The organism is Lentzea sp. NPDC092896, from assembly GCF_044754905.1.
Lineage (GTDB): Bacteria > Actinomycetota > Actinomycetes > Mycobacteriales > Pseudonocardiaceae > Lentzea.
On record NZ_JBIVPX010000004.1, the window covers coordinates 153,266 to 177,083 of the forward strand.

Annotated in this window: 24 protein-coding genes; 15 read left to right on the forward strand and 9 right to left on the reverse strand. The window is 67.9% G+C overall.

Features of this window, described 5'->3' with window-relative positions; all coding sequences use genetic code 11:
- The first annotated feature begins 5 nt into the window (after positions 1-5).
- The 7 genes from ACIQF0_RS21625 to ACIQF0_RS21655 all read left to right on the forward strand — a co-directional run bounded on the left by ACIQF0_RS21625 (position 6) and on the right by ACIQF0_RS21655 (position 7,450).
- A complete protein-coding gene (locus tag ACIQF0_RS21625; protein WP_360047312.1) occupies positions 6-1,217 on the forward strand; it encodes a site-2 protease family protein in 1,212 nt (403 codons plus the stop codon).
- Positions 1,218-1,267: 50 nt separating this feature from the next.
- Positions 1,268-2,398 carry a flavodoxin-dependent (E)-4-hydroxy-3-methylbut-2-enyl-diphosphate synthase gene (ispG, locus tag ACIQF0_RS21630; protein WP_036016096.1) on the forward strand — a complete coding sequence of 377 codons (1,131 nt, stop codon included), beginning with the start codon at positions 1,268-1,270 and terminating at the stop codon, positions 2,396-2,398.
- Positions 2,399-2,514: 116 nt separating this feature from the next.
- Complete coding sequence (locus ACIQF0_RS21635) at positions 2,515-3,366, forward strand: GNAT family N-acetyltransferase (protein WP_330273144.1); 852 nt, start codon at positions 2,515-2,517, stop codon at positions 3,364-3,366.
- A gap of 18 nt (positions 3,367-3,384) precedes the next feature.
- Entirely contained in the window at positions 3,385-5,175 is a 1,791-nt protein-coding gene (locus tag ACIQF0_RS21640; RefSeq protein WP_401031807.1) for a penicillin-binding transpeptidase domain-containing protein, read from the forward strand.
- Complete coding sequence (locus ACIQF0_RS21645; RefSeq protein ID WP_330273146.1) at positions 5,175-5,303, forward strand: hypothetical protein; 129 nt, start codon at positions 5,175-5,177, stop codon at positions 5,301-5,303. Before ACIQF0_RS21640 ends, ACIQF0_RS21645 begins: the two co-directional genes overlap by 1 nt.
- Positions 5,304-5,313: 10 nt before the next feature.
- On the forward strand, positions 5,314-6,171 hold the full coding sequence (gene map, locus ACIQF0_RS21650; protein WP_360047310.1) for a type I methionyl aminopeptidase: 858 nt from the start codon (positions 5,314-5,316) through the stop codon (positions 6,169-6,171).
- A 49-nt stretch (positions 6,172-6,220) separates the two neighbouring features.
- The gene (locus tag ACIQF0_RS21655) at positions 6,221-7,450 is read left to right on the forward strand and encodes an RNA-guided endonuclease InsQ/TnpB family protein (RefSeq protein ID WP_401031811.1); all 1,230 of its coding nucleotides are present in this window, start codon (positions 6,221-6,223) and stop codon (positions 7,448-7,450) included.
- 37 nt (positions 7,451-7,487) lie between these two features.
- Here the strand turns inward: ACIQF0_RS21655 and ACIQF0_RS21660 are convergent, their stop codons facing one another.
- On the reverse strand, positions 7,488-8,168 hold the full coding sequence (locus tag ACIQF0_RS21660; RefSeq protein WP_360047309.1) for a hypothetical protein: 681 nt from the start codon (positions 8,166-8,168) through the stop codon (positions 7,488-7,490).
- 28 nt (positions 8,169-8,196) lie between these two features.
- Between ACIQF0_RS21660 and ACIQF0_RS21665 the strand changes: the two genes are divergently transcribed.
- Positions 8,197-9,696 carry a cobyric acid synthase gene (locus ACIQF0_RS21665; protein WP_401032802.1) on the forward strand — a complete coding sequence of 500 codons (1,500 nt, stop codon included), beginning with the start codon at positions 8,197-8,199 and terminating at the stop codon, positions 9,694-9,696.
- On the opposite strand, the gene ACIQF0_RS21670 is transcribed toward ACIQF0_RS21665, so the two are convergent.
- The gene (locus ACIQF0_RS21670; RefSeq protein WP_401031815.1) at positions 9,620-10,513 is read right to left on the reverse strand and encodes an EamA family transporter; all 894 of its coding nucleotides are present in this window, start codon (positions 10,511-10,513) and stop codon (positions 9,620-9,622) included. The two genes, ACIQF0_RS21665 and ACIQF0_RS21670, sit on opposite strands and share 77 nt — an antisense overlap.
- Before the next feature lie 73 nt (positions 10,514-10,586).
- Between ACIQF0_RS21670 and ACIQF0_RS21675 the strand changes: the two genes are divergently transcribed.
- Positions 10,587-11,477 (forward strand): LysR family transcriptional regulator, encoded by an 891-nt coding sequence (locus ACIQF0_RS21675; protein WP_401031818.1) that lies wholly within the window; start codon positions 10,587-10,589, stop codon positions 11,475-11,477.
- Here ACIQF0_RS21675 and ACIQF0_RS21680 read toward each other — a convergent pair.
- Genes ACIQF0_RS21680 through ACIQF0_RS21690 form a run of 3 tightly spaced genes read right to left on the reverse strand, consistent with a single transcriptional unit; the run spans position 11,474 to position 14,389 of the window.
- Complete coding sequence (locus ACIQF0_RS21680; RefSeq protein WP_401031820.1) at positions 11,474-12,565, reverse strand: winged helix DNA-binding domain-containing protein; 1,092 nt, start codon at positions 12,563-12,565, stop codon at positions 11,474-11,476. The two genes, ACIQF0_RS21675 and ACIQF0_RS21680, sit on opposite strands and share 4 nt — an antisense overlap.
- Complete coding sequence (locus tag ACIQF0_RS21685) at positions 12,562-13,665, reverse strand: epoxide hydrolase family protein (RefSeq protein ID WP_360047305.1); 1,104 nt, start codon at positions 13,663-13,665, stop codon at positions 12,562-12,564. The genes ACIQF0_RS21680 and ACIQF0_RS21685 overlap by 4 nt, the downstream gene beginning before the upstream one ends.
- Before the next feature lie 52 nt (positions 13,666-13,717).
- A complete protein-coding gene (locus ACIQF0_RS21690) occupies positions 13,718-14,389 on the reverse strand; it encodes a FadR/GntR family transcriptional regulator (protein ID WP_360047304.1) in 672 nt (223 codons plus the stop codon).
- 117 nt (positions 14,390-14,506) lie between these two features.
- Between ACIQF0_RS21690 and ACIQF0_RS21695 the strand changes: the two genes are divergently transcribed.
- A complete protein-coding gene (locus tag ACIQF0_RS21695; protein ID WP_360047303.1) occupies positions 14,507-15,682 on the forward strand; it encodes an MFS transporter in 1,176 nt (391 codons plus the stop codon).
- A 48-nt stretch (positions 15,683-15,730) separates the two neighbouring features.
- Positions 15,731-16,135 (forward strand): VOC family protein, encoded by a 405-nt coding sequence (locus ACIQF0_RS21700; RefSeq protein ID WP_401031823.1) that lies wholly within the window; start codon positions 15,731-15,733, stop codon positions 16,133-16,135.
- Here the strand turns inward: ACIQF0_RS21700 and ACIQF0_RS21705 are convergent.
- The 3 genes from ACIQF0_RS21705 to ACIQF0_RS21715 form a co-directional block, all read right to left on the reverse strand.
- Complete coding sequence (locus tag ACIQF0_RS21705; protein WP_360047301.1) at positions 16,132-16,545, reverse strand: hypothetical protein; 414 nt, start codon at positions 16,543-16,545, stop codon at positions 16,132-16,134. The two genes, ACIQF0_RS21700 and ACIQF0_RS21705, sit on opposite strands and share 4 nt — an antisense overlap.
- A 63-nt stretch (positions 16,546-16,608) precedes the next feature.
- The gene (locus ACIQF0_RS21710; RefSeq protein WP_401031826.1) at positions 16,609-17,982 is read right to left on the reverse strand and encodes a mycothione reductase; all 1,374 of its coding nucleotides are present in this window, start codon (positions 17,980-17,982) and stop codon (positions 16,609-16,611) included.
- A gap of 486 nt (positions 17,983-18,468) precedes the next feature.
- Complete coding sequence (locus ACIQF0_RS21715; protein ID WP_360048235.1) at positions 18,469-18,996, reverse strand: YbhB/YbcL family Raf kinase inhibitor-like protein; 528 nt, start codon at positions 18,994-18,996, stop codon at positions 18,469-18,471.
- 178 nt (positions 18,997-19,174) lie between these two features.
- On the opposite strand from ACIQF0_RS21715, the gene ACIQF0_RS21720 reads away from it, so the two are divergent.
- The 4 genes from ACIQF0_RS21720 (at position 19,175) to ACIQF0_RS21735 (ending at position 21,395) form a co-directional block, all read left to right on the forward strand.
- The gene (locus ACIQF0_RS21720; RefSeq protein WP_401031830.1) at positions 19,175-19,855 is read left to right on the forward strand and encodes a polysaccharide deacetylase family protein; all 681 of its coding nucleotides are present in this window, start codon (positions 19,175-19,177) and stop codon (positions 19,853-19,855) included.
- 65 nt (positions 19,856-19,920) lie between these two features.
- A complete protein-coding gene (locus ACIQF0_RS21725) occupies positions 19,921-20,373 on the forward strand; it encodes a hypothetical protein (RefSeq protein WP_401031833.1) in 453 nt (150 codons plus the stop codon).
- A 12-nt stretch (positions 20,374-20,385) separates the two neighbouring features.
- The gene (locus ACIQF0_RS21730) at positions 20,386-20,856 is read left to right on the forward strand and encodes a hypothetical protein (protein ID WP_401031835.1); all 471 of its coding nucleotides are present in this window, start codon (positions 20,386-20,388) and stop codon (positions 20,854-20,856) included.
- 62 nt (positions 20,857-20,918) lie between these two features.
- Positions 20,919-21,395, forward strand: coding sequence for a hypothetical protein (locus tag ACIQF0_RS21735; RefSeq protein ID WP_401031838.1), 477 nt, complete (start codon positions 20,919-20,921; stop codon positions 21,393-21,395).
- A gap of 69 nt (positions 21,396-21,464) precedes the next feature.
- Here the strand turns inward: ACIQF0_RS21735 and lon are convergent, their stop codons facing one another.
- Entirely contained in the window at positions 21,465-23,816 is a 2,352-nt protein-coding gene (gene lon, locus ACIQF0_RS21740) for an endopeptidase La (RefSeq protein WP_401031840.1), read from the reverse strand.
- Positions 23,817-23,818 lie beyond the last annotated feature (2 nt).

Genomic DNA, 23,818 nt, shown 5'->3' on the forward strand with positions numbered 1-23,818 from the left:
TTTCCGTGAACACATTCATCAACATCCTCGGGGTGCTGCTGTTCGCGACCGGCATCGCGGTGTCCATCGCGCTGCACGAGTTCGGGCACCTGCTGACCGCGAAGGCCTTCGGCATGAAGGTCACCCGCTACTTCATCGGCTTCGGCCCGAAGCTCTTCTCGTTCCGCAAGGGCGAGACCGAGTACGGCCTGAAGGCGATCCCTGCCGGTGGCTTCTGCGAGATCACCGGCATGACGGCGCTGGACGAGGTGCACCCGGACGACCGCAAGCGCGCCTTCTACAACCAGAAGGTGTGGAAGCGCGTCGTCGTGCTGTCCGCCGGCTCGATCACGCACTTCATCCTCGGCTTCGTCATCCTGCTGATCCTCGCGATGTCGCTCGGCCTGCCGAACAACAAGGACCTGCCGGTTCTCGCCGAGATCACGCCGTGCGTGCAGAACCACACCGTGGGCCTCACCGCGCCGTGCCAGCCCGGTGCCCCGGCTCCGGCCAAGGACGCGGGCCTGCAGCCCGGCGACGAGGTCACGTCCATCGCGGGCAAGCCGATCTCGACCTGGTCCGAGATGCTCAAGATCACCCGTGACCTGAGCGGCCCGACCGAGTTCAAGGTCCTGCGCGACGGCAAGGAACTGGCGCTCACGGTGAACGTGCCGAAGGTCACCCGCGAGGTGACGGACGGCAAGGGCGGCCGCGAGGTCAAGGAGGTCGGCGCCATCGGCGTCACCTGGCAGCAGAACTTCGAGTACAGCCCGCTCGCGGCGGTCCCGGCGTCCCTGGCGTTCACCGGCGACATGTTCGTGAACACCTGGAAGGGCCTCATGCGCTTCCCGGAGCGCATCCCGGCCGTGGTCAAGGCCATCGGCGGCGGCGAGCGCGACCTCGACACCCCGATCTCCGTCGTCGGTGCGTCCCGCCTGGGCGGTGACGCCGCGGAGCGAGGCCTGTGGGCGTTCTTCATCCTCATGCTGGCGGGCCTGAACTTCTTCGTCGGTGTGTTCAACCTCCTGCCGTTGCTCCCCCTTGACGGTGGTCACATCGCCGTCAACCTGTACGAACGGGTGCGAGACTGGTTGAGGAAGCTGCGCGGGAAGCCCGCCGGCGCCCCGGTCAACTACATGCGCCTGTTGCCGCTCACCTACGTGGTCATCTTCATCGGCGGCGCCATCACGCTGCTGACCGTGACCGCCGACATCGTCAACCCGATCAGGTTGCAATAAGTGATCCACGGAAAGGTGCACAACCCATGAGTGACGGCGTGATGCTCGGAATGCCGGCACTGCCGCCGCCGGTGCTGTCGGAACGTCGCAAGACCAGGCAGCTGATGGTCGGCAACGTCGGTGTCGGCAGCGAGTTCCCCGTCTCAGTCCAGTCGATGACGACCACGTTGACGTCCGACGTCAACGCGACTCTGCAGCAGATCGCGGAGCTGACGGCGTCCGGCTGTGACATCGTGCGCGTCGCCTGCCCGTCGCAGGACGACGCTGACGCTCTGCCCGCGATCGCCAGGAAGTCCCAGATCCCGGTGATCGCCGACATCCACTTCCAGCCGAAGTACGTCTTCGCCGCCATCGAGGCTGGTTGTGCCGCGGTCCGGGTCAACCCGGGCAACATCCGCAAGTTCGACGACCAGGTGAAGGAGATCGCGGCCGCCGCCAAGGACCACGGCACCCCGATCCGGATCGGCGTCAACGCCGGTTCGCTCGACCCGCGCCTGCTCAAGAAGTACGGCAAGGCCACGCCCGAGGCGCTGGCCGAGTCGGCGATGTGGGAGGCGTCGCTCTTCGCCGAGCACGACTTCCACGACATCAAGATCTCCGTCAAGCACAACGACCCGGTCGTCATGGTGCGCGCGTACGAACTGCTGGCCGAGCAGTGCGACTACCCGCTGCACCTGGGCGTCACGGAGGCCGGTCCCGCGTTCCAGGGGACCATCAAGTCGGCCGTCGCGTTCGGCGCGCTGCTGCGCCAGGGCATCGGCGACACCATCCGGGTGTCGCTGTCCGCCCCGCCGGTCGAGGAGATCAAGGTCGGTCACCAGATCCTGCAGTCGCTCAACCTGCGGCCGCGCAAGCTGGAGATCGTCTCCTGCCCGTCCTGCGGTCGCGCGCAGGTGGACGTGTACACGCTCGCGGAGCAGGTCACGGCCGGTCTGGAGGGCATGGAGGTGCCGCTGCGCGTCGCCGTCATGGGCTGCGTCGTGAACGGCCCCGGTGAGGCTCGCGAGGCCGACCTGGGCGTCGCGTCCGGCAACGGCAAGGGCCAGATCTTCGTGAAGGGCAAGGTCATCAAGACCGTGCCCGAGCACGCGATCGTGGAGACCCTCATCGAGGAGGCCATGCGCCTCGCCGAGGAGATGGAACCGGTCGAGGGCGGGACTCCCGCCGTCACCGTTGGCTAGTACCTGAACGACTGAGGGGCGGCGCACGACGTGTGTGCCGCCCCTCACCGTGTGTCCATGCACAGGCGCACTGTTGGCTGATGCCACATTCGCCGTTCATCTGGCACGCTGGAGCCGTGCTGAGGCTGGCCGGAGCGCGCGTTCTCGACGAACGCGACCTGATCGATGTGCGCGGGGTCTTCGACAACGACCCCGTAGCCGCGTGCATGGTCGCGGCAAGGGTGGAGGTGGCCGGCCTCGACCCGTGGCGTCTGGGCGGCGAGATGTGGGGCTCGGACTCCCGGCCTCTGCGCGGCCGGGTCGACGGCCTGTGCTTCTCCGGGCCGAACCTGATCCCGCTCAAGGGCAGCGCGTCGGCGATGCGCATGTTCGCGGACCGCGCCCGCCGCAGGGGCCGCATGTGCTCGAGCCTCGTGGGGCCTGCCGAGCAGGTCCTGACGCTCTGGGACGAGCTCCAGCCCGACTGGGGCCCCGCCCGCGAGGTGCGCGGCGACCAGCCGTTGATGGCCATCTCGTCGAGCCCGAAGATCACCCCGGACCCGCTGGTGCGCCAGGTCCGTCCCAGCGAGATCGGCCGCTACCTGCCGGCCGCGATCTCCATGTTCATCGAAGAGGTCGGCATCGATCCGTGCGCCGAGGACGGCGGTGCGGGCTATCGGGCTCGTGTGTCGGAACTGATCGCCGCGGGCCGTGCGTTCGCGCGGTTCGAGCACGGCGAGGTCGTGTTCAAGGCCGAGATCGGCGCCATGTCGTCCCGCGTCGGCCAGATCCAGGGCGTCTGGGTCCGTCCTGACCGCAGGGGCGAGGGCATCGGCACCGCCGGAACGGCCGCCGTGGCGGACCGGCTCACCCGAGTCCTCAACCGCACGGCCAGCCTCTACGTCAACGGCTACAACCACGTGGCCCAGGCCGCCTACCGGCGAATCGGTTTCGAACAAGTCGGGCAATACGCCACTGTCCTCTTCTGAACGGGCATACTCGCGCGAGTGCGACTTCTCGCGACGATCACGGTGTTGCTGGTGACGGTGAGCGGCTGTGGGCTGTTCAAGTCGGAACCGGGGGCTCCGGAGATCACCAACGACTTCCTGGCGAAGCTCGCGTCCGGTGACGTGCAGGGTGCCGCAGGGATGACCGACAACCCGAACGACGCCAAGGAGACCCTGGACAAGTTCCGGGGAGCGCTCAAACCGGAAGGCCTGACCAGCAAGGTCGACCAGATCCGCAAGAACGGCGAGCTGGCGTCGGAGGCGTCCGTCACGCTCGACTGGAACCTCGGCAAGAACCGCCACTGGACGTACTCGACCAAGTTCGACGTGCGCCAGGAAGGCGACACGTGGAAGGTGCACTGGGCGTCGTCGGTGGCGCATCCGAAGCTCGCCCCGCAGCAGTCCGTCAAGCTCGCCGAGCTCACCCCGGACCCGGCGCCGGTGCTCGACCGCGACGGCACGCCGTTGCTCGCACCGGAACGCGTCGTCTCGGTGATGCTCGTCGCGAAGGAGGCCGGCGACGTCGCGGCCGTCACGAAGAGCCTCGCGGACGCGCTGAACCCGCTCGACAAGGCCATCACCCAGCAGACCATCACCGACGGAGTGGCCAAGACCCCGGAGGGTCAGGCCTACCAGGTGGCGGCGCTGCGCGACCCGGACTACCAGTCCGTGAAGCCGCTGATCTACGAACTGCCCGGCGTGCGGTTCAGCTCGCAGACGTCGTTGCTGGCACCGAGCCGCAACTTCGCCACCCAGGTGCTGCCCGCCGTGCGCAAGCTGGTCGAGAACGACATCGCCGGCAACGCGGGCTTCCGGGTCAGCACGGTCGACGCGCAGGGCACCGAGGTCGAGGAACTGCACTCCAAGGCCCCCGAGCCCGCCAAGGCCGTGAACATCGCGCTGTCACGGGCGATCCAGGCCGCCGCCGAGGACGCCGTCGAACCGGTCACGCAGCCCGCGATCCTCGTCGCCATCCAGCCGTCGACCGGCGACATCCTGGCCGTCGCGCAGAACGACCCCGCCGACGCCCAGGGCGCCCTCGCGCTGACCGGCCGCTTCCCGCCGGGCTCCACGATGAAGGCTGTCTCCGCGCTGGCCGTGATCCAGTCCGGCAAGGTCAACGCCGACACCCCGGTGCCGTGCCCCGGCAAGACGACCATCGACGGCCGCCGGATCGTGCCGAACTCCAGCGAGTTCGACAAGGGCACGATCCCGCTGCACTCGGCGTTCGCGTTCTCCTGCAACACCACGTTCGCGACGCTCGCCGTCGACATGACGCCGGAGCTGCTGCCGAACGCCGCGCTGTCGCTCGGACTCGGCGTCGACTTCGACATCGCGGGCCTCACTACGATCACCGGTTCCGTCCCGCCCGCGACCGACGTCGTGGAACGGGCCGAGGACGCGTTCGGCCAGGGCAAGGTGCTCTCGTCGCCGTTCGGCATGGCGCTGGTCGGGGCGTCCATCGCGAAGGGCTCGATGCCCGTGCCGCAACTGGTGCGCGGCAAGGAGACCAAAGCGGACAAACAGCCCGCCGCACCGCCCGTGGCCGCACTGGATCCGGTGCGCGCGATGATGCGCGAGGTCATCGAGTCGGGCACTGCACCGCAACTCAAGCCGTACGGAGACGTGCGCGGCAAGACTGGTACCGCGCAGTTCGGTGACGGCGTGCACTCACACGGGTGGTTCATGGGCTACCGAGGCGATCTCGCGTTCGCGACCTTGGTGCTCAGTGGAGAGACTTCAACTCCAGCCGTGGACGTGGCGGCGAGGTTCCTCAAGGCGGTGCCGTGATGAGCAAGACCAAGGATCTGACCATGCGTGAACGCCTGCTCCGGGCGGGCATCCTGCTGCCGGCGCCGCGGGTGCCGGAGCCGCGGGCGGAGGACCAGGTTCGGGGCAGCACGCGACTGGGCGGCTAATCTGGAACGCATGCCTGTTCGTGCCCCTCTGCAGCCTGGTGTGCAATCTCCGCGGCGTCAGGTGCCTTCGCGCATCGTGCGTCCCGAGTACGTCGACAAGCCCGCGCCGCAGCGCGGCACCGACCCGTGGGTGCAGACGCCGGAGATCATCGAGGCCATGCGGATCGCCGGGCGCCTCGCGGCCCAGGCGCTGCAGGAGGCCGGCAAGGTCGTCGTGCCGGGCGTGACGACGGACGAGATCGACGCCGTGGCGCACGAGTTCCTGTGCGACAACGGCGCGTACCCATCGACGCTGGGCTACCGCGGCTTCCCGAAGTCGTGCTGCACCTCGCTCAACGAGGTCATCTGCCACGGCATCCCGGACACGACGGTCGTCGAGGACGGCGACATCGTGAACATCGACGTCACCGCGTTCATCGGTGGCGTGCACGGGGACACGAACGCCACGTTCCTCGCGGGCGACGTCTCCGAGGAGGCCAAGCTCCTCGTCGAGCGCACGCACGAGGCGACCATGCGCGCCATCAAGGCCGTGAAGCCCGGCCGTGAGCTCAACGTCGTCGGCCGCGTCATCGAGGCGTACGCGAACCGGTTCAACTACGGCGTGGTGCGCGACTTCACCGGCCACGGCATCGGCCGCACGTTCCACAGCGGGCTCGTGGTCCTGCACTACGACGAGCCGTCGGTGAAGACCGTGCTGGAGCCCGGCATGACGTTCACGATCGAGCCGATGATCACCCTCGGGGACTTCGAGGGCGAGATGTGGGACGACGGCTGGACCGTCACCACGAAGGACAAGAGCTGGACCGCTCAGTTCGAGCACACGATCGTCGTGACCGAGACCGGCTCGGAGATCCTCACAGTTTGCTGACCTCCAGGTGTCTCTTTCGTGAGAGACGGCGGTCAGCAACGTTGCTGTTGTGCGGACGGCATACCGGTGCCGGGCCTACCCGACGCCTGAACAGATGACTGCGCTGAACCGCACTTTTGGGTGCGCGCGTTTCGTGTGGAACAAGGCGCTTGCTGAACGTCAGGCCAGGTATCGGACTTGCGGTGCGGCGACCACGTACCGAGAGACCGATGCGGCACTGACGGCATGGAAGAAGACCACCGAGTTCGAGTTCTTGAGCGAAGTGTCGAGTGTGCCGCTGCAACAGGCATTGCGGCACCAGCACACCGCATTCGGCAACTTCTTCGCTGGCCGCGCCCGCTATCCGCGGTTCAAGTCCCGCAGAGGCCGTCAGTCTGCTCACTACACACGTTCGGCGTTCCGCATGCGCGACGGGAAGCTTTGGCTGGCCAGGACCAGCGCGCCTTTGGAGCTCGTGTGGTCTTGGCCCGGTATTGAGCTGGTGAGCATCAACCCGACGACGGTGATCGTCGCCCGCGAACCAGACGGTCGCTGGTACGTGACGTTCGCAGTGGACGCCGCTCAACCGGATCCGATGCCCGAAACTCACCGTGAGGTGGGGTTGGACCTTGGCATCGCCGTTTTCGCGGCCACCAGCACCGGACAAAAGATCGCCAATCCCCACTGTCTTGAACGCAAGGGCCGCAATCTCGCCAGGTACCAGCGACGCATGAGTCGTTGTCTGCCAGGCTCCAGGAACCGCGAGAAAGCCAGGCGGAAGGTCGCTGCGGCACATCGCAAGGTTCGCAACGTCCGCCGAGATTTCCTGCACCGGATCAGTGCGCGGGTGGTTCGCGACCATGACCTGGTGGCAATCGAGGACCTGGTGGTGAAGAACATGGTCCGCAACCGCAGCCTCGCCCGTGCCATATCCGACGCTGGGTGGGGCGAATTCCGGGTGATGCTGGGTTACAAAGCCGCAAGGGCCGGCCGAACGCTGGCCGTGATCGACCGGTGGTACCCGTCCAGCAAGACCTGCAGTTCATGCGGGCACGTGCTTGCGAACCTGGCACTTTCGACCCGGTGCTGGACGTGCCAGGTCTGCTGCACCCGCCACGATCGGGATGTCAATGCGGCGAAGAACATCCTTGCCGCTGGTCGAGCGGTAGCTCGAAGTTCTGCTTCGGGTGAGGCCTGTGGAGCCGATGTAAGACGACGAGGCGAGCTCTTGTCGCGGTCGGCGGCGAAACAGGAAACCCGCACCGTGAGGTGTGGCGCACTCCGCGCGACACGTTGTTGAACGTGTAGGACTCTCCGCTGCGACAGCGGAGAGGAAGTCAAAGTTTGCTGATGACCGCCTTCAGCGCGGCCGCGACAGCCGACGGCGACGTCGCGGCCGCCAAGTGGTGCGACTCCAGGCGTTCGACCGGCCAGCCGAGGTCGGTGGCCTTGGCCGCCGCGTCCTCGTAGACCGGCGACAGCTGCACGTACCCGCACGCCCCGGACCACTCGACGCTCGGGCGCTGCTCCTTCAGGAACTCCCACGGCACCTCGGGTGCCTCGTCACGCATCTCCTCGCGCAGACCGGCGGGCACGAGGACCAACGGGTCCGAGTCGAACCAGCGGTCCCAGCGCGGCAGCTTGCCGTCCCGCACCGATGCCTTGACCTTGTTCACGAGGGCGGGATCGACGGTCTCGCGCCACGACCTGCCCGGCGTCGGCAGGTCGGAGTCGAGGAAAACGAGGCCTGCCACCTCCGTCTCGAGCGCGTCGGCGAAGCACGGCAGCAACGGGCCCGCGCCGCTGTGGCCCACGAGCACCAGCGGGCCGCCGACGCCGGAGTCCTCCAGGGCGTCGGCGAAGGCGCCGATCAGCCGCTGGTGCACCGGTGCCTCGTTGATCGTCATCTGCAGGTCGACCAGCAGGACGGCCATCCCGTCGGAGGCCAGTTCGTCGGCGAGCGGACGCATGCTCGACGGGCCGAGGAACGGGCTGTGCATGAGCACGACGGTGAGCATGGGGGTGATGATGGCAGCATTGGCGTCCATGCGGGGCGCGATGTTGATCTGTGGGACGACCTCGGACGCGGGCAAGAGCGTCCTGGTCGCCGGTCTGTGCCGCTTTCTGGCACGCCAGGGCGTTGACGTCGTGCCCTTCAAGGCTCAGAACATGTCGAACAACTCGTTCGTCACACTCGATGGTGGCGAGATCGGGCGTGCTCAGGCGGTGCAGGCGCGGGCGGCGTTCAAGGAGCCCAGCGTCCGGTTCAACCCGGTGCTGCTCAAGCCCGGCAGCGACCGCACGTCCCAGGTCGTCGTCCTCGGCCAGGCGGTCGGCGAGGTGTCCGCGCTGAGCTACCGCGAACGCAAGCAGCAGCTGCTCGGCACCGTTTTGTCCACTTTGGACGGGCTGCGGCGCGATCACGAGGTCGTCATCTGCGAAGGTGCGGGCTCGCCGGCCGAAATCAACCTGCGCCCCAACGACATCGCGAACATGGGCCTGGCCGTCAACGCCAACCTGCCGGTGCTCGTCGTCGGCGACATCGACCGCGGCGGTGTGTTCGCGCACCTCTTCGGCACGGTCGCGGTGCTGGACGCGGCGGACCAGGCGTTGATCTCCGGCTTCGTCGTCAACAAGTTCCGCGGCGACGCCAGGCTCCTCGAACCGGGCCTGCACCAGCTCAAGGCGTTGACCGGACGGCCGGTGCTCGGTGTGCTGCCGTGGCGTGAGGAACTCTGGCTCGACGCCGAGGACTCGTTGTCCTACAACGCGGACGGCGTGATCGGCAGGCCGCAGCCACCGAAGCGCGACTGGTTGCGCGTCGCCGTGATCCGGTTGCCGCGCATCTCGAACGCCACCGACGTCGAGGCGCTGGCCTGCGAGCCCGGTGTCTCCGTGCGGTTCGTGACCGAGCCGTCCCGGCTGGCCGACGCGGACCTGGTCGTGCTGCCCGGCTCCAAGGCCACCGTCTCCGACCTCGCGTGGCTCGGGGAAACAGGCCTGGCCCAGGCGATCCGGCGCTTCGACGGCCCGGTTCTCGGCATCTGCGGCGGCTTTCAGATGCTGTCGAAGCGCATCGAGGACGACGTGGAGTCGGGGCGCGGCACGGTCGACGGACTCGGCCTGCTCGACGTCGACATCCGCTTCCAGTCGCGCAAGACCCTCGCCACGCCGTCGGGCACCGCGTGGGACGAACCCGTCACCGGCTACGAGATCCACCACGGCCAGGTCGTCCGCAGCACCGAGGAGCCGTTGATCGGAACGGAAGGCGCCCAGACCGAACGGGTCCTCGGCACCCACTGGCACGGCCTGCTGGAGAACGACGCGTTCCGCCGGAGGTTCCTGCGCTGGGCGGCCGAGCGCGCGGGCCGTGACTTCGAACCGGGTGACGTGAGCTTCCAGGCCGCCCGCGAGGCCCAGCTGGACCTGCTGGGCGACCTGGTCGCCGATCACCTCGACACGTCGGCCGTCATCGACCTGCTGGAACGAGGGGCCCCGGCAGGACTGCCGTTCGTGCCGCCCGGCGCCCCAGCAGCAGCGGAATAGCGAGCCCGGCCAGCACCAGCCCACCGGCGGCGGCCTGCAGCCAGCTGAGGTCCTCGCCGAGGAACGCCCACGCCGAGAGCATCCCGAACACCGGCACCAGCAACGAGAACGGCGCCACGACCGACGACTCGTACTGGCGCAGCAGGAATCCCCAGATGCCGAATCCGAGCAGCGTCGAGATCCACGCGACGTACCCGACGGCGGCTGCTCCGCTCCAGTCCAGGCGGCCGAGCGCGCTCATGTCCTCGGTCAGTGCCGAGAGTGCGAACAACGGCAGCACCGCCACCGCGCTGACCCAGACCATGAACCGCAGCGTGTCCGCGGGCCGCGCGTACCGCATCAGCACGTTCGACACGCCCCAGCAGGCAGCCGCCGCGATGATCAGCGCGAACCCGAGCAGCGGCGACGAGAGGCCGTAGTCCCACGCGATCACCCCGATGCCCGCGACCGCCAGGGCGATGCCGGTGATCTGCACGGGCTTCGGCCGTTCGCGCAGCACGATCGCCGCGAACACCGTCGTGAAGATCACCTGGCTCTGCAGCACCAGGCTCGACAGCCCGGACGGCATGCCGGCCTTGAGCCCGATGAACAGGAAGCTGAACTTCGCGACGCCCAGCACCAGCCCGACCGAGATGATCCAGCGCCACGGCACCGACGGCCGGCCGACGAAGAAGATCGCGGGCACCGCCGCCGCGAGGAACCTCAGCGCGGAGAACAGGATCGGCGGGAACTCGTCCAGGCCGACCTTGAGCACGACGAAGTTGAAGCCCCAGATGGCGGCGACCAGCACAGCGAGCAGGAGGTGACGGGGACTCATGCCATCAAGCTTGTGCCCGACAACTATTTAGCACCAGTTCCGATTCCTAAGGCTTTGGGTTTAGCATCGCTACATGCTCGATCTGGGAAGGCTGAAGGCCCTGAACGCCGTCGCCGTGCACGGCACGGTTGGCGCCGCGGCCGAGGTGCTCGGCTACACGCCGTCCGCGGTGTCGCAGCAGATCGCCAAACTCGAACGCGAGACCCGCACCACGCTGCTGGAACGCAGTGGTCGCGGCGTCCGCCTCACCGACGCCGCCCGGCTGCTCGCCGACACCGCGAGCCAGGTCCTCAAGCTCGTCGAGGAGGCCGAGGTGGCGCTGGAGGAACAGCGGGGCGCCGCGATCGGCCGCCTCTGCATCGGCGCGTTCGCCACGGCCGCGCGGGGACTGCTCCCCGGCGTCCTGGCGGACCTGATCGACCAGCACCCGGCTCTCGACGTGCGGCTCACGGAGATCGACCCGCCCAACGCCACCGAGGCCGTCGCCCGCGGTGAGCTCGACCTGGCGATCGTGCACGACTGGGCGAACACGCCGCTGCCGGTGCCGGCGTCGCTGTCCCGCGTGTTCATCGCCGACGACGTCGCCGAGGTGCTGATCCCGGTGACGAACCCGTTGTCGCGCAGGGAGTTCCTCGAACCCGCCGACCTCGCCGGCGAGCGGTGGATCTGCCAGACCGAAGGGTCGATCTGCTACGACTGGCTGGTGCGGACGTTCCACGGCGCGGGCATCGAACCCGTGGTGGCGTACCACATCAGCGAGTACCGGACGCAGATCGCGTTGCTGGCCAAGGGAATCGGGGTCGCGCTGATCCCTCAACTCGGCAGGGGTGAGGTGCCGGACAGCGTCCGTGCCGTGCCGCTGCGGCCCACGCCCACCCGGCGGCTGTACGCGGTGTGGCGGACCCAGGCTTCGCGCAGGCCCGCCATCACCGCGGCGCTCGACGTGATCAAGCAGCTTTCCTAGGGCGCGAGGATCACGTGCGGTTTCTTGGGGGACATCACCTTCAGCACCGCCTTGGCCTCGCGAATGACGCCGGCCATGTCCTTCTTCGTGGTCTTGAAGTACGGCTCGATCGTCAGCGTCGCCGCGTCCTTGTTCTCCACCACGTTCCACGTGCCGCGCAGGAACCCGTCCACGAGGAACGTCGGCGGGAACACGCCGTTGCGCACCGCGCCCCACCGCGACCGCGCGTCCTCGCTCATGATCCGCTTCCGGTCGGCGTGGCCCAGCAGCACGTTGTCGAACGCGGGCAGCAGCCGTGCGGGCGCCGGTACGTCCTCGGACACGATCACGCCGTCCGGCACGTCCAGCAGCACCTTGCCTTCCTCGTTCTTGTACTCCACCAGGTCGAGGTCCGCCGCGTGCGCCTTGAGTCCGATCAACCGCGACCAGGCCTGCATGTCCGCGAGCGTTGCCGGTCCGAACGCCCGCAGGTACCGCTTGATCAGCTCCGGCACGGCTGCTTCGGACGGCAGTTCCCGCCCCAGCCACGACGCCATCGCGACGTTCTGCGGAACGCCGCCCACGCCCCAGATCCCGCGCGGCGGCACCTGGATCATCGGCACCAGCATCTGCGCCTGCGTGGACATCTCGCGCGCCTTGGCCTCGGGGAAGTGCTCCTCCAGGTGCGCGCCGATCTCCGCGACCGTGCGCGGTTCGGCGTCGATGTACTCACGCGTGATGCGGGCCAGCTTGTCGAGGTCGATCTCGACGCGGGTGGCCGGCGGCATCACGATCTTCGCCCACTTGTTGAGCTCCGGCTGCAACGCCGTGCGCATCAGGTACACGTCGTTGGCCGAGATCAGGTGCAAAGTGCCGCGCCACAACGTCATCCGGACCAGCGAGCGGTCGATGATGAGCTTGCTCAGCGCGTCGACCTTGTACGGCTTGAGCCGAGTCCACAGCGCGAGGTACGGCGGAATCGGTGCCTGGGCCTGAAGTCCGCCGAGGTGCTCGACGGCCTCCACGATCGGCATGGACGTCCGCTCCAGCAGCAGCTGCCGCGCGAGCAGCGTGCGGTTGAGGGTGCGGGTGGAAAGTGTTGTGCTCACAGTGATCCGAAGAACTTCCTGATGTCTTGGACCAGAAGGTCCGGCTCCTCCATCGCGGCGAAGTGACCGCCGCGGTCGAACTCGGTCCAGTGCACGATCGACGGGATCATCTTCTCCGCCAGCGACCGCACCGGCAGGCTCAGGTCGTGCGGGAAGACCGCGACGCCGGTCGGCACCGTCGACGGCTGCTGCTGACCCCAGGTCGCCGACTGTTCCTTGTACAGCGCCGCCGACGAGCCCGCCGTGCCGGTGAACCAGTACACGGACACGTTGGTCAGCATCTGGTCGCGGTCCACCGCGTCCTCGGGCGCGCCCTCGTTGTCCGTCCAGTCGTGGAACTTCTCCGCGATCCACGCCAGCTGCCCGACGGCCGAGTCCGTCAGCGCGTAGGAGAGTGTGCGCGGCCGGCTGCGTTGCAGGTGCATGTAGCCGGAGAGGTCCTTCTGGTAGTGGTCGAGAGACTCCAGCGCCCGCAGTTCTTCCGGCGATAGGTCGTTCACGCCCTGTGGCCGGAACGTCTGCAGCATGTTCACGTGCACGCCGATGACCTGCTCGGGGAACACCCGGCCGATCTCCTGCGCGATGCCCGAACCCCAGTCGCCGCCCTGCGTGCCGTAGCGGTCGTACCCCAGGCCCTCCATCAGCTTCGCGAACGCCCACGCGACGCGCAGGACGTTCCAGCCGGGCTTCTTCACCGTCCCCGAGAAGCCGAAGCCGGGGATCGACGGGATGACGAGGTGGAAGTCCTCCGACAGCGGCCCGATCACGTTCAGGAACTCGACGAACGAGCCGGGCCAGCCGTGGATCAGCAGCAACGGCGTCGCGTCCGGGTTCTGGGAGCGGACGTGCAGGAAGTGGATGCGCTGCCCGCTGATCTCGGTCGTGAACTGCGGGAAGGAGTTGAGCAGCTCTTCCTGCGCGCGCCAGTCGAACCCGTCGCGCCAGTACTCGGCCAGCGGGCGCAGGTAGCTCAGCGGGATGCCGTAGGACCAGCCGACACCGGGCAGGTCGTCCTCCGGCCAGCGGGTGCCGGCCAGGCGCGAGCGGAGGTCGTCGACGTCGGTCTGCGGGATCTCGATGCGGAACGGCGTGATCTCCATGGCCCCCACGCTATGAGCTCATGCGGACAGCCATTGTCCGCGGTTGCGCGACTCAGCAGAACTTCTCGATCAGCTCCTCGAAGAAACCGCCCGCCTCGATCGCCGCCTTCTCCTGGTCACCGTCCCGGACCGCGTGCAGCAGCCCGGTGTGCGACACCTGGTCGGTACCAGGCTGACTGGTGTCGACAGACGCCGCCACCGAAGCTTTGACGGCCTCGGTCAAGCCCTGGTAGAGCTCGGCTAGAAGCGTGTTGTGCGAGCACTGCACGAGCAGCACGTGGAACGCGGTGTCGTGCTCGATCACCTCGGCCCACTGCTCGTCCTCCATCGCCGCGTCGCGCTTCTGCAGCAACTCGGTGAGGCGTGCCAGTTCGGCGTCCGTGCGGTGCTTCGCGGCCAGGCGCGCGCCCTCCATCTCGAGGGTGCGGCGGACCTGGAGCACCTCCTTCAGCTCCGTCCCGCACATGCGGCGGACCGCGCCGGAGAGCTCGCTGGTCGCGCGGACGAACGTGCCGTCGCCCTGCCGCACCTCCAGCAGTCCGGCGTGGGAAAGCGCGCGCACGGCCTCTCTGACCGTGTTCCGACCCACCCCGAGCGCGGTGACCAGCTCGGGCTCGGGCGGGATGCGCTGCCCGACGGGCCATTCACCAGTCGTGATCGCGCTGCGCATCTGCTCGATCACCTGGTCGACGAGGCCCGCCCGTCGGGTAGTGGCCAACGGCACAGCGTCATCCTTTCATCCGAACATCCTACGTCTGCGATAGTGGTGCCCGTGACGATGAAGCAGACGACTCTTGCCGCACAGACTGCCACCGATCCAGGTCGCAGGGTGACGGTCGTCATGAATCGTCACGTTCCGCTGGTCGGGTCCGCGTTGCTCGCGATCGGGGTCGCCCTCGCTGCCGCGAATCTCCGTCCTGCGGTGACCAGTCTGGCCTCGGTGCTCGGTGATGTCCGCGCCGCCCTTGGGGTTTCGGCCGCTTGGACCAGTGCGCTGACGGCCGTTCCGGCGCTTTGCTTCGGCTTCGCGGCCTTCGCGGCCCCCTGGCTGGGTCGCCGCCTCGGCATGGCTCGTGCGATCGGACTTTCACTGGGGGTGCTCACGCTCGGCCTCGTGCTGCGCGTGATCGACGGTCCGTGGGTCGTGCTGGGCGGCACCTTCATCGCGTGCGCGGGCATCGCGGTGTCCAACGTGCTGATCCCGGTGGTGGTGAAGGCGTCCTTCCCCACGAAGGTCGGCCTGATCACCGGCGTCTACACGGGAACGCTGTCCGCGGGTGCTGCTCTGGCCGCCGCGTTGACGCCTCGGCTGGAGGACTGGCTCGGCTCGTGGCGTCTCGCCGTCGGCGCGTGGGCGTTGCTGTCGCTGGGAGCGGTCGTCGTCTGGTTCGCCGGTGCCCGCCACGGTTCCGCGGCTTCGGTCGTGCGGTCGGCCGCGCCCGTCGAGAAGCGGTCGTTGCTGCGCAGCCCGCTGGCGTGGGTGATCACGGTGTTCTTCGGCCTGCAGTCGTTGTTCGCCTACACCGTCATGGGCTGGCTGCCCGCGATGCTCGTCGACTCCGGCGTCGACCGGAACACCGCCGGGATGCTGCTCGCCGGTTCGATGCTGCTGAGCGTTCCGGTGAGCCTGTTCGTGCCGCCGATCGCCGCCCGGTTCTCGAGCCAGGCGCCGGTGGTGCTGGCGCTGGGAGTGCTGTCGTTCGCCGGGATTCTGGGCATGCTGGTGGCGCCCGCCGCCGCGCCCGGACTCTGGGTGGTGCTGATCGGGTTCGGCATGGGCATGTTCCCGCTGGCGCTGCTCGTCATGTCGTTGCGCACGAAGTCCACTTCGGACACCGCGCGGCTGTCGGCCATGGCGCAGAGCATCGGCTACCTGATCGCGGCCTCCGGGCCGTTCGCGTTCGGCGTGCTCCGCGAGGCCACCGGCACGTGGACCGTGTCGTTGACGCTGCAGCTGGTCCTGCTGGCCGCGTTGACCGTGCTGGGCATGATCGCCGGGCGTCCCCGGTACATCTAGTCAGGAATCGAGAAGCACGGCGTTCTCGCTGGTCCTAGCGTTGTCGGCATGGACATCAGCATTCACACCACGTTCCTCCCGCACACCGATCCCGACGCCTCGCTCGCGTTCTACCGCGACCTGCTCGGCTGGGAGGTCCGCGCCGACGTCGGCCAGGGCACGATGCGGTGGATCACGGTCGCGCCCGTCGGTTCGGCCTCCGCCGTGGTGCTGGAACCGCCCGCCATGGCCGAGGGGCTGACGGACGTTCAGCGCACCGCGATCGCCGAGATGATCGAGAACGGCTCGTACGCGTTCATCAACCTGTCCACGCCCGATCTCGACGGCGTGTTCGACAAGCTCCAGGCCGGTGGCGCGGACGTCGTGCAGGAGCCCGCTGATCAGCCGTGGGGCGTGCGCAACTGCGTGTTCCGGGACCCGGCCGGCAACACCGTCCGGATCCAGCAGGCCTAGTTGGAGACGAACCCGCGGTGCAGCACCGTGAGCTGGTCGGCGAGGTAGCGCGCCCACGCCTTCGCCCGGTCCCAGTCCGGTGCCGCCCCGCCGAAGCTGATCGGCCCGTGGGCGTTGAGCTTCCGGGCCATCCGCGTGACGTCGTTCGGCACCGGGGGCGTGCCGCGGTGGAACAACCACACGGGCGTGTGCTTGAGAGAAACCTTGTGCCGCCGCACGAACCGATGCGCATCGCGCGTGGCGGCGTCACCCAGAATCACGGCACCGAACCCGTACAGCGTTTCGGCCGCGGTGACCGGGAGCACGATGACTCGCAGTCCGCAGCCCGCGAGTTCGGTGCCGATGATCCGGGCGATCTCGTCGGTGGCGGCGACTTCAGAGGTGTAGGCGACGAGGACTTTGTCTGTCATCGCTGCATCCTGGTCGGTGAATCCCGTTCGCGGCAGCGGCAGAAGTCCTGTCGTTCAAGGACTTCAGTCCAGCGGCAGGTTCAGCAACGCGTTCTCGACCAGTTCGGGCATCGCGGGATGGATCCAGTACTGGCCCTGTGCCATGGACTTCGCGTCCAGCCCGAAGCTCATCGCCTGGATCAGCGGCTGAATCACCGTCGACGCCTGCGGGCCGATGATGTGCGCGCCGAGGAGTTGCCCCGTGGCCGGGTCCGCGATCAGCTTCGCGAATCCGGTCGTGTCCTCCATCGCCCAGCCGTACGCGATCGACGCGTAGGCCTGGGTCGCGGTGACGTACCGGATGTCCTTTTCCTTGGCCTGTTCCTCGGTCAGGCCGACGCTCGCGATCTGTGGACTGGAGAACACGGCGGCCGGCACGAAGCGGTGGTCGCTCCTGATCTGGTTCTCGGGGTTCTGCAGGTTGTGCCGGACCACCTTGGCCTCGTGGTTCGCGACGTGCTTGAGCTGGTAGTCCGAGCTGATGTCGCCCAGGGCGTAGATGTGCGGCTGGCTCGTTTTCTGGAACTCGTCCACCTTCACGCGGCCGTCGGCGTGCGTGTCGAGGCCGGCGTTCTGGACCTGGAGCAGGTCGCTGTTCGGCTGCCTGCCCGTGGCGATGAGGAGCTGTTGCGCTTCAACGGTTTCCTCGCCGTTGGGGCCTTCCAGGTGGAGCTTGACGCCGGCGTCCGTCTTTTCGGCGCGGGTGGTCTTGCGGTTGAGCAGGACGTTCCACTTCTGCTTCGCGATGTCCGTGAAGCGGGTGGCGATCTCCAGGTCCTCGTGGCGCAGGAGCAGGTTCGAGCGGGCGACCAGCGTGACCTTGACGCCGAAGCTGCTGAAGACGTGCGCGAACTCGGAGGCGATGAAGCCGCTGCCGACGATGATCAGGCTCTCGGGGAGTTCGTCGAGGCGCATGATCGTGTCGCTGGTGTGGAAGCCCGTGGTGTCCAGGTCCGCGATGTCCGGGATCGTGGGGCGGCTGCCTGCCGCGATCACGATCCGGTCGGCGGTGATGGTCTCGCCGGTGCCCGTGTCGATCGTGTTCGCGTTGATGAACGTTGCCGTGCCCTCGTAGACCGTCACGTTCGCGTTCTCGTTGGCTCGCCAGTTGCGGCCGCCTTCGGCGATCGGGTCGATCCGGTTGAAGATGCGGTCTCGGATTTCTGGCCAGTGGACTGCGTCCAGTGTGGCGTCCACGCCCAGCTTTTTGGCGTTTGCTGGGGCTGCGGCCTGGTCTGCTGTGTGGACGAACATCTTTGTGGGGATGCAGCCCACGTTCAGGCAGGTGCCGCCGAAGGTCCCCTTTTCCAGGATGGCGATCTGCCAGCCTGCCATGGCGTCCGTCGGGATGCTGTTGCCGGAGCCGGTGCCGATGATGACCAGGTCGAAGTGCCTCACGTGTGGATCCAACCATTTTGGGATCGGGCGTGTTCCCTTGAAGGGGTTACGTGGGGCTTACGGGTTGTCGCGGCTTTGGTTGCGTTCCCCGGCTTGCGATCCGCGACCGGGTGGGTGGGTCGCCTTGCGGGCGGCGACCTTGCGTTGGGTGCTTCCCCTGGGGGCTCTGCCCCCAGACCCCCGGCAATCTGATCGGGGGGTCCGCGCCATACGCGGGTAGATGGCACGCCTGTTGCGTTGGGCGGCCGCCGGTTGGTTAGAAGGTTGCGTTGGCGGTGGGGTCCCGTCACGAGCCGAGCCAAGAGCGGGCCACACCTGAGGAGGGGTGTCAACTCGACGAAAAGCGTGTCGAGTTGACACCCCTCCTCAGGTGCAGCAAGAGCTATGGCGCGACTCGTGACGGGACCCCACCGCCCTTGCCGCGCGGTAAGGACGGCTCGCCTTCGGCCTCGCGGGCGATTAGGCGTGCCGTGTCGTGCTGTTGCGTTAGTGCTGGTAGGTCGGGGTGATGATCGCCCTTGCCAGGGTGTGGAAGGCCAGGTTGAAGCTGACCACCGCTGGAGAGGCGTTTTCGTCCACGTCCAGCTTGTCCACGTCTACGGCGTGCACCACGAAGTAGTAGCGGTGCGGGTGGTCGCCCTTGGGTGGGGCGGCGCCGCCGAAGGCTCGGGTGCTGTAGTCGGTGCGCACGTGGAAGGCGTCACCCGGAAGTGTGGCGTCCGAGGTGCCTGCGCCGGTGTCCAATTGGGTGGTGGTTGCCGGGAGGTTCACGGCCACCCAGTGCCAGAAGCCCGACGGGGTCGGGGCGTCCGGGTCGTAGCAGGTGACTACGAAGCTGCGGGTGTCCTCGGGGAAGCCCGACCAGGAGAGTTGAGGGGAGGTGTTGCCGCCCTCGAAGACCTGGGCGTCGTCCAGCTGTTCGCCGTCGCGCACGTCCGTCGAGGTGACGGTGAAGGTGCCGACCTGCGGGAGCAGCTGGTAGGGGTCGGGAGCGACTGGGCGCTCGAGGCTCATGGGAGTCCTCCTTTGTGATCAGTTCGACCCTATCCCCGTGCAACCATGGAGGCCTGCGCGACGTCTTTCGCGTGGAGGGGGATTTTTGATGTCGAGGTTGCGGCTTTTTGCTGCCTTTTTGCTGGTTGCTGGAGTTGTGGCGTGTGCGGACGCGCCTGAGTCCGGGACCGGTGGGCCGGTGCTGACCACGTCTGCGGCGCCGGTGACCACCACTACGACGGAGCGGCCCAAGCGGATGTTCGAGCCGCCCTATCCGTACGGGACTGTGCAGGCGAAGGCGCCTGCTGTGGTCGACGGGATGGTGCCCGTCATTACGCGCATTCAAACGGACAAGCCGTACGTGTTCATCACGATCGACGACGGGGCCGTGCAGCATCCGAAGGCTCGTGAGCTGATGATCGAGGCCGGGGTGTGGCCTTCGGTCTTCCTCAACACGAAGTACGCCGAGGGGCACAAGGACTACTTCAAGCAGTTGCCCGTCACGGTGCACAGTCACACGTCGAACCATCCGAACCTGCAGGGCAAGGGGTTCGAGTTCCAGAAGAACGAGATCTGCGGCAACGCGGACTTCCTGGCGGCGGACTACGGGAAGCGGCCCACGTTGTTCCGGCCGCCGTTCGGGAACTACGACGCGACTACTCGTCATGCGGCGGCCAGTTGCGGGTTCAAGGCGCTGGTCAACTGGACGGCTGCGGTCAACGACGGGCGCGTGCAGTTCCAGCAGGGGGACAAGCTCAACCGCGGCGACATCGTGCTCATGCACTTCCGCACGACGTTCGTCGAGGACTTCACGGCGTTCCTCAACCGGGCCAAGCAGGACGGGCTGACGCCGGTGCCGCTGGAGGACTTTCTGGGGTAGGCGGGCAACCAGGAAGGCGGGTCGCGCGTGATCTGCGCGGGCGTCTTCTGGGAACAGGGGGAGAGATGAAGCGAATCGCTGCAGCAGCGCTTGTCGCCGTGGGGATGGCGGTGGGTGTTGTGCCGGCCGCGTCGGCGGCAGAGGGGAACGAGCTGACGGCCATTCGGACCGGGCTGCACGCCGGGTTCGACCGGGTCGTGTTCGAGTTCAACGGGGCGCGGCCGAGCGTGGTGGAGTCGCGGGCGGCCTCGCTGGAGCACTGCGCGTCCGGCAAGCCCATCGCGGCCAAGGGGGATGAGTTCCTGGTCGTGAGCATGCGGTCCGCCAACGCGCACAACTACCCCGGGCCGCGTGCGTTCGACACGCCTGGGCTGGCGAAGGTCAAGAGTGTCACGAACACGTGCGACTTCGAGGGCCACCTGGACTTCGCGATCGGGTACGCCGGGACTGGGCGCGCGTACACGATCTCGTTCCTGGACAACCCGAGCCGTGTCGTGGTCGACGTCAACAACAGCTGACTGGGGAGACGAGTGAAGAAGCGTCTTGGTGCGGTGCTGCTCGCGGTGGCCGCGGTGTTCACGTTCGTTCCGGTGGCGTCGGCGCAGGGGCATGCCGAGCTCACGAACATCCGGACCGGCAAGCACGACAGGTTCGAGCGCGTCGTGCTCGACATGAACGGCTTGCCGAGCAACTCCCAGTCGCGGGAGGCGACCGAGGTCTCGAACTGCGCCTCGGGCAACCCGGTTCCGATGGCGGGCAACGAGGTCCTGGAGACGATTTTCTTCAACGCCGCGTCGTACGACGAGAACTTCAACCGGACGTACACCGGTCCGCGCAACTTCGTGCCGGAGGGGCTGACCAACGTGAAGGGCGTCGCCTTCACGTGCGACTTCGAGGCGACCATGGGCATCGCGGTCAGCTACGACAACGTCAACTCGTGGCACAAGGTCTTCACGCTGACCAACCCCGACCGGGTCGTCATCGACATCTACTCGTACTGACGCAACTGTGGTCTGGGTCACACGTCTTCAGGGTGTGGGAAGAGCCCTGAGAGGGGGCCGAGATGAACAGACGTCTTGTCGCGGTGCTCGTGGCGGTGCTGGCGGTGTTCACGATCGCGCCGATGGCGTCGGCGCAGAGCACGGCCACGCTGTCGGACATCAGGACCGGGCAGCACAACGGCTTCAGCCGGGTGGTGCTGGACCTGTCCGGGTTGCCGGGCGAGTACCGGGTCAGTGAGGTCACCGGCGTGTCGCACTGCGCGTCCGGGAACCCGATCACCGTTGCCGGGCCTGGAATCCAGGAGATCCTGGCGGTCACGCTGATCGGCGCGGCCGCGCACGACGACAACGGGAACCTGACGTACACCGGGTCGCGGAACTTCGCGACGCCTGGCCTGGGCAACGTCCGCGGGGTCGCGCTCACGTGCGACTTCGAGGCCACGCTGGGAGTTGCCGTCGGTTACGCCAACGCCGCGTCGTGGCACCGGGTGTTCACGCTGACGAGCCCGAACCGGCTCGTCATCGATGTTGGCCTGTAGACACGAAAAGCCTCGTGGGGGCAGCAGTCGCCGCTACTGCCCCCACGAGGGGTCTAGTCGATGAAGCCGTTACGCCGCAACGGTCGTGGCGACGGTCTCCTTCGAGAGCGCGTGCTCCAGCACCTGTGCCACGTCCGAGACGAAGTGCACGGTCAGCTGCTCACGCACCGACTCCGGCACGTCCTCCAGGTCCGGCTCGTTGTGCTGCGGCAGCAGCACGGTCGTGATGCCCGCGCGGTGAGCGGCCAGGAGCTTCTGCTTCACGCCACCGATCGGCAACACCCGGCCGGTCAACGAGATCTCGCCCGTCATCGCCACGTCCGAACGCACCGGGCGGCCGGACAGCAGTGAGGCCAGCGCCGTCGTCATCGTGACGCCCGCGGACGGTCCGTCCTTCGGCACCGCGCCCGCCGGGACGTGGATGTGCACTCCCCGGTCGGCCAGTGCCGCGGCCCTGTCGTCGTGCGCACGCAGGTACGACAACGCGATCTGCGCGGACTCCTTCATCACGTCGCCCAGCTGACCGGTCAGCGTGACGCCGGACGAGCCGGTGTCCTTCGGGGCCAGCGAGGCCTCGATGAACAGCACGTCGCCACCGACACCCGTGACCGCCAGACCCGTTGCCACGCCGGGGACGGAGGTGCGCTCCGCTGATTCCGGCGTGTTCTTCGGGCTGCCGATGTAGGACTTCAGCGACGGCTGGTCGATCGTGATCGGGAACTCCGCCTCGCCCAGGGCCACCTTCGCGGTCGCCTTGCGCAGGATGCGCGCGAGAGCCCGTTCCAGTTGCCGCACACCGGCTTCCCGCGTGTACTCGCTCGCGAGCTGGTGCAGTGCGGGCTTCTCGAACGTGACGTCCTCAGGGGTGAGGCCGGCGCGTTCGATCTGGCGCGGCAGCAGGTGACCGCCGGCGATCGTGACCTTCTCATCCTCGGTGTAGCCGTCGAGCTGCACGAGTTCCATGCGGTCGAGCAACGGTGCCGGGATCGTGTCCAGCACGTTCGCGGTCGCGAGGAACACGACGTCCGAGAGGTCCAGCTCGACCTCCAGGTAGTGGTCGCGGAACGTGTGGTTCTGCGCCGGGTCCAGGACCTCGAGCAACGCCGCCGTCGGGTCGCCGCGGTAGTCCGAGCCGACCTTGTCGATCTCGTCGAGCAGCACGACCGGGTTCATCGAACCGGCCTCGGTGATCGCCCGGACGATCCGGCCCGGCAACGCGCCGACGTACGTGCGGCGGTGACCGCGGATCTCGGCCTCGTCGCGCACGCCACCCAAAGCGACACGCACGAACTTGCGGCCCATCGCCCGTGCCACGGACTCACCGAGCGACGTCTTGCCGACGCCGGGAGGGCCCGTCAGCGCGAGCACGGCGCCCGAACGACGTCCGCCCACGACGCCCATGCCGCGGTCGGCACGACGCTTGCGCACGGCCAGGTACTCCGTGATGCGCTGCTTCACGTCGTCCAGGCCGGCGTGGTCGGCGTCGAGGATCTCGCGCGCCGCCTTGATGTCGTAGGAGTCCTCGGTCCGCTCGTTCCACGGAATCTCGAGGACGGTGTCGAGCCACGTCCGGATCCAGCCCACCTCAGGGGACTGCTCGGAGGTGCGCTCCAGCTTGTCGACCTCGGCCAGCGCGGCCTTCGCGACCTTCTCCGGCAGGTCCGCCGCCTCGACGCGGGCGCGGTAGTCGTCCTGCTCGGTAGCGGGCTTGCCGTCGAGCTCGGCCAGCTCCTTGCGGATCGCGGCCATCTGCTGGCGCAGCAGGAACTCCCGCTGCTGCTTCTCGACGCCTTCCTTGACGTCCTTCGCGATCGTCTCGTTGACGTCGAGCTCGGTCAGGTGCGCCTGACCCCACTCCACCAGCTTCTCCAGCCGGGTGGTGACGTCGCTCGTCTCCAGCAGCCAGATCTTCTGCTGGTCGTCGAGGTAGGAGGCGTAACCCGCGAGGTCGGCCAGCGCCGACGGGTCGCTGATCTGCTGCACCGAGTCGACCATCTGCCACGCGCCACGCGTCTGCAGGATGTTCGTCACGAGGGCGCGGTACTGCTTCGCGAGCTCGCGGGTCCGGTCGGTGATCGGGGAGTCGTCCGCGATCGTCGCGTTGACCCACAGCGCCGCGCCCGGCCCCGTGGTGCCCGTGCCGATGCGCACGCGCTTGGTGCCGCGCACGACGGCAGCGCGTTCGCCACCGGGCAGGCGGCCGACCTGTTCGATCTCGGCCAGCGTGCCCACTGCTGCGTACTTCCCGTCCAGCCGTGGGACGAGTAGCACTTGATGATTCGCCGCGGTCGTGGCCGCGTCTACGGCCGCACGGGCCTCGGCGCTCGCGTCCGCACCGGAGATGCGGATCGGCACCACCATGCCCGGCAGCACCACGACGTCGTCCAGCGGCAGTACCGGCAGGGCCAGAGTCTCGCCCATCT